The 6,678-nt window shown below is 50.5% G+C and carries 8 protein-coding genes and 1 pseudogene; 5 read left to right on the top strand and 4 right to left on the bottom strand.

What is annotated here, in order from left to right:
• The 4 genes and pseudogenes from BOO20_RS08915 to cas2 (BOO20_RS13270) form a co-directional block, all read right to left on the bottom strand.
• Positions 1–767: transposase (locus BOO20_RS08915; RefSeq protein ID WP_076791397.1), on the bottom strand; the 767-nt coding region annotated here is incomplete at its 3' end.
• 97 nt (positions 768–864) lie between these two features.
• A complete protein-coding gene (locus BOO20_RS08910; RefSeq protein ID WP_233120935.1) occupies positions 865–2,061 on the bottom strand; it encodes a reverse transcriptase domain-containing protein in 1,197 nt (398 codons plus the stop codon).
• A gap of 127 nt (positions 2,062–2,188) precedes the next feature.
• Positions 2,189–2,386, bottom strand: coding sequence for a CRISPR-associated endonuclease Cas2 (gene cas2 / locus BOO20_RS13275; protein WP_255372205.1), 198 nt, complete (start codon positions 2,384–2,386; stop codon positions 2,189–2,191).
• A gap of 50 nt (positions 2,387–2,436) precedes the next feature.
• Positions 2,437–2,544: pseudogene (gene cas2, locus BOO20_RS13270) on the bottom strand (CRISPR-associated endonuclease Cas2); the annotation flags it as partial.
• A 265-nt stretch (positions 2,545–2,809) separates the two neighbouring features.
• Between cas2 (BOO20_RS13270) and BOO20_RS08900 the strand changes: the two are divergent.
• From BOO20_RS08900 to arsB, 5 genes are all read left to right on the top strand, one after another.
• Positions 2,810–3,145: a helix-turn-helix transcriptional regulator gene (locus BOO20_RS08900; protein ID WP_076792169.1), complete on the top strand. Its 336-nt coding sequence runs from the start codon at positions 2,810–2,812 to the stop codon at positions 3,143–3,145.
• A 195-nt stretch (positions 3,146–3,340) separates the two neighbouring features.
• A complete protein-coding gene (locus tag BOO20_RS08895) occupies positions 3,341–3,640 on the top strand; it encodes a thioredoxin family protein (protein ID WP_076792168.1) in 300 nt (99 codons plus the stop codon).
• Positions 3,641–3,675: 35 nt separating this feature from the next.
• A complete protein-coding gene (locus BOO20_RS08890; RefSeq protein ID WP_076792166.1) occupies positions 3,676–4,737 on the top strand; it encodes a permease in 1,062 nt (353 codons plus the stop codon).
• A gap of 402 nt (positions 4,738–5,139) precedes the next feature.
• Complete coding sequence (locus tag BOO20_RS08885) at positions 5,140–5,568, top strand: arsenate reductase ArsC (RefSeq protein WP_076792165.1); 429 nt, start codon at positions 5,140–5,142, stop codon at positions 5,566–5,568.
• Positions 5,569–5,570: 2 nt separating this feature from the next.
• Positions 5,571–6,620, top strand: coding sequence for an ACR3 family arsenite efflux transporter (gene arsB, locus BOO20_RS08880; protein WP_076792164.1), 1,050 nt, complete (start codon positions 5,571–5,573; stop codon positions 6,618–6,620).
• Positions 6,621–6,678: the final 58 nt, after the last annotated feature.

Here is a 6,678-nt window from a genome sequence, read left to right as displayed (position 1 = left end):
TTTCGCACCTGCTCCAACCGTTCACCTGAAGATAGCTGATGATCAACCGACTCTTCGGCCTCTGCAAGCAGCGTTTGCACAAACTCTCCACTCCCCAGTATCCGTTCATCACCCTTTTCCCTCAACCCCTGCTTGCGCATCGTCAGCACGTTCGACCAACCGCCATGTGATCGAACCAGACCACCCCCCGACAGTTCCTGCTCACGATCAACACCCATCTCCTCCTCAAGAAACACAACGTATGCTCTTCGTGCCTTCCCCTCCGTACTTCCGAAATAACTCAGCACATACTCCCGGTCAAACCACTCATGGTTAATCCGTTTCATCAGCACCGCATGACCGCTCCAGGGATATCGGGCAAGCTCCTCAAATGAATCGACAATGCCTGCTTTCAGTGGATTGAGATGGATATAGGCAACCAGTTTGTCAAAATATGCCTCCTCTTCACAGATAATTGATTTATAACGGTTCTGAAAAAGATGGCCTGCTCTTTTATGGCGACGGTTGTAATACTGAGCATAACCGGAAAGCAGGCGGCGCATGTAGGTTGAGAGTCCGCTCTCGCTGCTTTTGAGCAGGATGTGCAGATGGTTCGTCATCAGCGCATAGGCATAGATTGCTGTTCCGGAACCCTTCGCAAGAGTACCCATGCGACGCATAAACTCTTTACGGTCATCATCATCGGTAACTATAGCACCTCGCTCTATCCCACGGATAATTACATGATGCAATGTTCCGGGCGCATCAAGTCTCGCTCCTCTCGGCATGTATCATCCTCGCTTGTTTTGCTGACAGAATATGATTCGTAAGTAATATAAAAAAGATACACCAACTTCTTCTCTTATTAAACAACGTCCCAAAGTCTCACTCATCCTTGCGCATAACGCTCCCCTGCTCCTGCAGGTAGAGGGTGTTGAGAAAGGGTGAATAGAGTTTTTTCAACGCCTCGCTTTTTTCCTTTTGCAGCTTTTCATCCTGTCGGGAAACCTTGTCGATAAAGTTGTCAACACTCAACTGCTTTTCATCGAGGCTCTCAAGCAGCTTGCTGCCAAACTCGGTCTGAAGAAGAGCCTCTTTGCTCAGTTCGATTTTTTCGCCCTTCTCGGTTTCAAGTTCGTACTGCGCTGTTTCATCGTTCAGTGAGTCGATGTCAGCGGGAAGGATGTGATCGCTTTTTTTGCGAAGCCTGAACTTGCCAAGTTTGTCGTACCACTCATCGGGGTGCATTTTGGTAGGAATCACCAGAGAGCGAATAAAAAGATAGCCGAGATATTTGAACCCTTCGGCAAATGTGGTGATACGGGTTTTGTCGCTGTGCAGTTCAAGCCTGAGTTCGGCAAGAACGCTTTCGGAGAGTTTGAGCGCGGCTTCGGCTTTGGGCCGGGTTTTGCAGAGCACCAGATAGTCGTCGGCAAACCGAACCAGTTTGAAACCCTCCTTTTCCATAGCCTCATCAAAACGGTCAAGAAATAGATTTGCAAGTGCCGGAGCAATCGGGCATCCCTGGGGAAGGCCGATGGTGTTGCGAAAAGGAGGGTTGACTCCGTCAACAATTTCGGCGGTGAGCCATCGGTGAAGCAGGGCAATCAGCTCCTTGTCATCAACAATTTCAACAAGCCGCTGAAAGAGCAGGTCGTGGCGAACATTGTCGAAAAAGTTCCGGATATCGGCATCAAGCACCCACTGATACCCTTCGCGATGCAAACGGTCAATCTCCTTTGCCGCCCCTTGACGTGATATGCCGGGCCGGTAGGCAAAGGTACAGTTGCCAAGTTCGGCTTCGATGATCGGAGAGAGCACAATGGCTGCGGCGGTCTGGGCAACCCTGTCCATCACACCCGGAATCAGAAGCACCCTCTCCTTGCCGTCCGGTTTCAGCAGCACGAGTTTCAGGAGCGGACCCGGATTATAGGTTCCCGCAAGAAGGGCGTGCGAGAGTGCCTGCAAATTCTCCTCAAGTCGCAGGGAGTAGTCCTGGATGGAGTTGTTATCCCATCCGGGACGCCCATCGTTTGAAGCTACCTTGTACCACGCCTGAAAGATGGTTTCAGGCATTGCCATCTGATTGTATAGCCATCCCATAGTGCTATCGGCTGAATGGTGAATGCAAAAACAGTGACACGTTTCGGAAAAGGAGTGGCGAACCACAAAAATCACGCGACTCAACTTCAGGAAAGAAACCTGTAAGTCAGGAAATAATAAAGGGACTTGCGATTTCAAAAGGACGGTTGCCGTCAACATCAACCTGTTCAACACAACTGTGGCAAAGTTGATAGTAACGAATGCTGTCGAGAGGATGTTTCGGGTCCATAAGCTTCTGCAGCCGATTACGAAGAGAACAATAATCTTCATCCGAAAGAAAGCACTCAAACACACTGTACTGCACGGCTATTCCAAACAAGAAAAATCGGGTGGTGGGAAATTTGCCGGTTTGAACTCAAACACACTGTACTGCACGGCTATTCCAAACCCTTCAAGAACCTTGTGGATTTTCGTTCTCCTCCGGTCGTTTTCTATGTCGTAGGTAACAAGAATAAACTGCATGACTGTAAAAGAATATTTTACGTAAAATAACACTTTACATACAGCTTTCTATTGTTACCTCTGTTCCGGTCACTCTCATGGTGAGATCCCTCTCTTCGTTCGGGATGACAATGGGAAGAATCGGGATGCATTTTTTTTTGATTGTTCAATCTGCTCATCGTATATTTGCGATAAACTAAGACAAAAGTGTTAAATTATCGTGAGCAGTTCGAGTACCGCCTAACGAAGTAATCGAATTGTGGAACAAATTTATAAAGGCGCCCCTATGCAGAGAACGTTGTTGACGGTTGACTACAGCAATGAGGAGGAGGTTATTGCCTCGATTGCCAAGGCGATCGGCCACCCGGTGCGGGTAAAGATACTCCGGTTGCTTGCCAGCCAGACCTGCTGTTTTACGGGCGAACTGACCGAACTGATTCCCATGGCGCAGTCAACCATCTCCCAGCACCTCAAGGCTTTGCTCAATGCGGGTCTTATCACAGGGGAGATCAACCCGCCGAAGGTCCGGTATTGCATAGACCGGGAGAACTGGCAGAAGGCTCAAGCTCTTTTCGGGCAGTTTTTCATTGCTGACAGGGAGTATAACTGCGATTGCGGCTGACAGTTTATGGGCACCTCTATTTATTTGTTCCGAAACCCGATTACTGCGTTGGGTGGTGCTCGAAATCCTCATGTACAACCTATACACTCCGGTTTCTGTGCTCCATCCGCCTTGTCCCCGGGCTTCTCACAACAATAAATAGAAGCACCCTTATTTAACGTTCATTTACGATAAACACCTAAAAAAAAGAGAACCATGAAAAGAGTAAAAATACTTGGCAGCGACTGTGCGAGCTGCAATCAGCTTGTCGATATCGTAAAGGCCGTTATTGCCGCAGAGGGCATTGAGGCATCGGTTGAAAAGGTTGAGGATCTTCAGCAGATCATGGCATACAGCGTTATCTCGACCCCTGCGCTTGTGGTTGACGAAGTGGTGGTCTGCAAAGGGCGGATACCTTCACGCGAAGAGATAAAGGAGATGCTCAACGCCAAACCGAAAGGGTGCTGCTGCGGGACCCACGGCAGTCATGACAAGAAGAGCGGCGGCTGCTGTTAACCGACTGAGTTGGTAAACCCGAATCATGAATACGTATGCAAAGCCCTGAACAACAACTCCGCAAGGCGGACGGCAGAGAGAGCCTGAAATGGATCTCTGCCGTTCTGGCGGCTTCACTCCTCTGGATGGCGCTCTACAGTAACCTGGAGTGGTTTGCCGCGCTCTCTCTTCAGGTTGCAGGGATCACCAGGGCGAACCGTTTCAGAGAGGCGCTCTTCTTTTTCATCTATGAGGTACCGAAGGTGCTGCTTCTGCTGACGGCTGTGGTGTTTGTGATGGGAGTTGTACACACCTTTATCTCTGCGGAGCGGACGAGGGCACTGCTTTCGGGTAAGCGTACCGGGGTCGGAAACATCATGGCCGCAGCACTCGGCATTGTAACTCCCTTCTGCTCCTGCTCGGCAGTTCCGCTCTTTATCGGCTTTCTTCAGGCGGGTGTGCCGCTCGGCGTAACCTTCTCGTTCCTGATTTCGGCGCCGATGATCAATGAGGTAGCCCTGGCGCTCCTCTTCGGCATGTTCGGCTGGAAGGTGGCCCTGCTCTACTCCGGTATGGGTCTTGCTGTTGCCATCATTGCAGGCATAGTGATAGGCAAATTGAAAATGGAGCGTTTTCTGGAGGAGTGGGTGCAGAAACTTCAGGAGAAGAGTGTTTCCCCGGAGATGGAAGTTGAAGTGATGAGCACCCCCTTTCGTATCCAGGAGGGAGTGCGCCACGTTCGGGAGATAGTGGGCAAGGTGTGGCTCTATATTGTGCTCGGTGTCGGACTCGGAGCGGGCATTCACGGCTATGTTCCCGAGAACTTTATGGCCGCACTGATGGGTAAAAGCGTCTGGTGGTCGGTTCCCGTTGCCGTACTCATCGGAGTGCCGATGTACTCCAATGCTGCGGGTATTCTCCCTGTTGTGCAGGCGCTGCTCGGAAAGGGTGCCGCACTCGGCACGGTGATGGCCTTCATGATGAGCGTCATCGCCCTGTCGGCTCCCGAAATGATCATTCTGCGCAAGGTGCTGAAACCTCAACTGATTGCGGTGTTCGCCGGGGTTGTTGCGGCGGGGATTGTGGGGGTGGGGTATGTGTTTAATCTCGTTCTTTAATTGGCTGACCTCTATAAATTTGTTGCACGATTCGATTACTTCGTTGAGCGGTGCTCGAAATCCTCATGTACAACCTGTACACTCCGGTTTCTGCGCTCCGTTCGCCTCGTACTCAAACCGCTCACGACAATTTATAGAGGTCACTTTTTAAACAAGATAGTATTGCGAAACCCGATTACTGCGTTGGGCGGTGCTTTGAAAAGAGATCAAGGACTTCAGGGACAGCAGGGACTGCACGGACGAAGAGAAATATCATCATTGACGGGCGATCACGCAGGATCGCCCCTACACAATTTCGTGTGATTTCGTCTGTTTCGTGGTTCAAAAATCTTAAAACCGCTCACGACAATTTATAGCGCTTCCTTTATTGTTCGTTTTTCTTAACAATTGTTACTACTAACCATGAAAAAATCAGTTCTCATTCTCTGTACCGGAAACTCCTGCCGCAGCCAGATGGCTGAGGGGTTTCTCCGTTCGTTCGACACCAGTCTTGAGGTCTTTTCCGCAGGCACCAAACCGGCTGATGCCGTGCATCCGATGGCGATAAAAGTGATGCGTGAAGAGTGGGTCGATATCAGTACACACAAGCCGATAAATGTTGATGAGTTTCTTGAAAAAACTTTCGACTATGTCATTTCGGTCTGCGACGGTGCCAGGGAGTCCTGCCCGACATTCATTGGTGATGTGACACACCGTCTGCACATCGGGTTCGAAGACCCCGCTGAGGCAACCGGCACAAAAGAGGAGATACTTGCCGTTTTCCGCCGCGTCCGTGACGAGATCAACGTGCGCTTCAGACAGTTCTATAACGAGAATTTAAGCGTCAAATAACCATGGCTATTGCAGCAAAACAGCTCTCGTTTCTCGACCGATTTCTGACGCTCTGGATCTTTCTGGCCATGGGTGCCGGGGTGCTCTCAGGATGGCTCTGGCCCTCCATTCCCGGCTTCTGGAACCTCTTTCAGCCCGGCACAACCAACATGCTGATCGCCGCAGGGCTCATCGTCATGATGTACCCACCCCTTGCAAAGGTCAAGTATGAGGAGCTTGGTGACGTCTTCCGCAACACAAAAGTACTGGCCCTTTCGCTCGTGCAGAACTGGATAATCGGCCCGATTCTGATGTTTGTGCTTGCCGTGCTCCTGCTTTCGGATATGCCGCACTACATGGCCGGACTTATCATGATCGGACTTGCCCGCTGCATCGCGATGGTCATTGTCTGGAATGAACTTGCAAAGGGTGATACAGAGTATGCCGCCGGTCTGGTCGCATTCAACTCGATCTTCCAGGTGCTCTTTTTCCCGCTCTATGCCTGGATATTTTTGACCCTGCTTCCGAAGTGGCTTGGCATCACCTCCTTTGCCGTGGATATCTCAATCAGTGAGATTGCCGTGTCGGTCTTTATCTATCTCGGCATTCCCTTTATTGCCGGATTCCTCACCCGCTTTACGCTGATGCGTCTGAAAGGCAAGGAGTGGTATGAGGCGGAATTCATCCCGCGCATCAGCCCGCTCACGCTTGTTGCGCTGCTCTTCACCATTGTTGTAATGTTTTCACTCAAGGGGGAGTACATCGTTAAAATACCGATGGATGTGGTGCGTATCGCCATACCGCTCCTGATCTACTTCGTGATCATGTTCCTGCTCTCGTTCTACATGGGACGGAAGTTTGGTGCGGGCTACCCGAAAACCGCAACACTCGCTTTTACTGCTGCAAGCAACAACTTCGAACTTGCCATAGCGGTTGCCGTAGCGGTGTTCGGCATTAATTCCGGTGAAGCATTTGCCGCTGTGATCGGGCCTCTGGTGGAGGTTCCGGCACTGATTGCGCTGGTTAATGTGTCGCTGTGGTTTAAAGGGAAATATTTTGGTGCAGCACTATAAAGGGCACCTCTATTTATTTATTACGAAACCCGATTACTGCGTTGGGTGGTGCTCGAAA

Source organism: Chlorobium sp. KB01, from assembly GCF_001975465.1.
GTDB lineage: Bacteria > Bacteroidota > Chlorobiia > Chlorobiales > Chlorobiaceae > Chlorobium.
The sequence above is the reverse complement of the archived record's forward strand: the minus strand, read 5'-3'. Positions and strand labels throughout refer to the sequence as shown.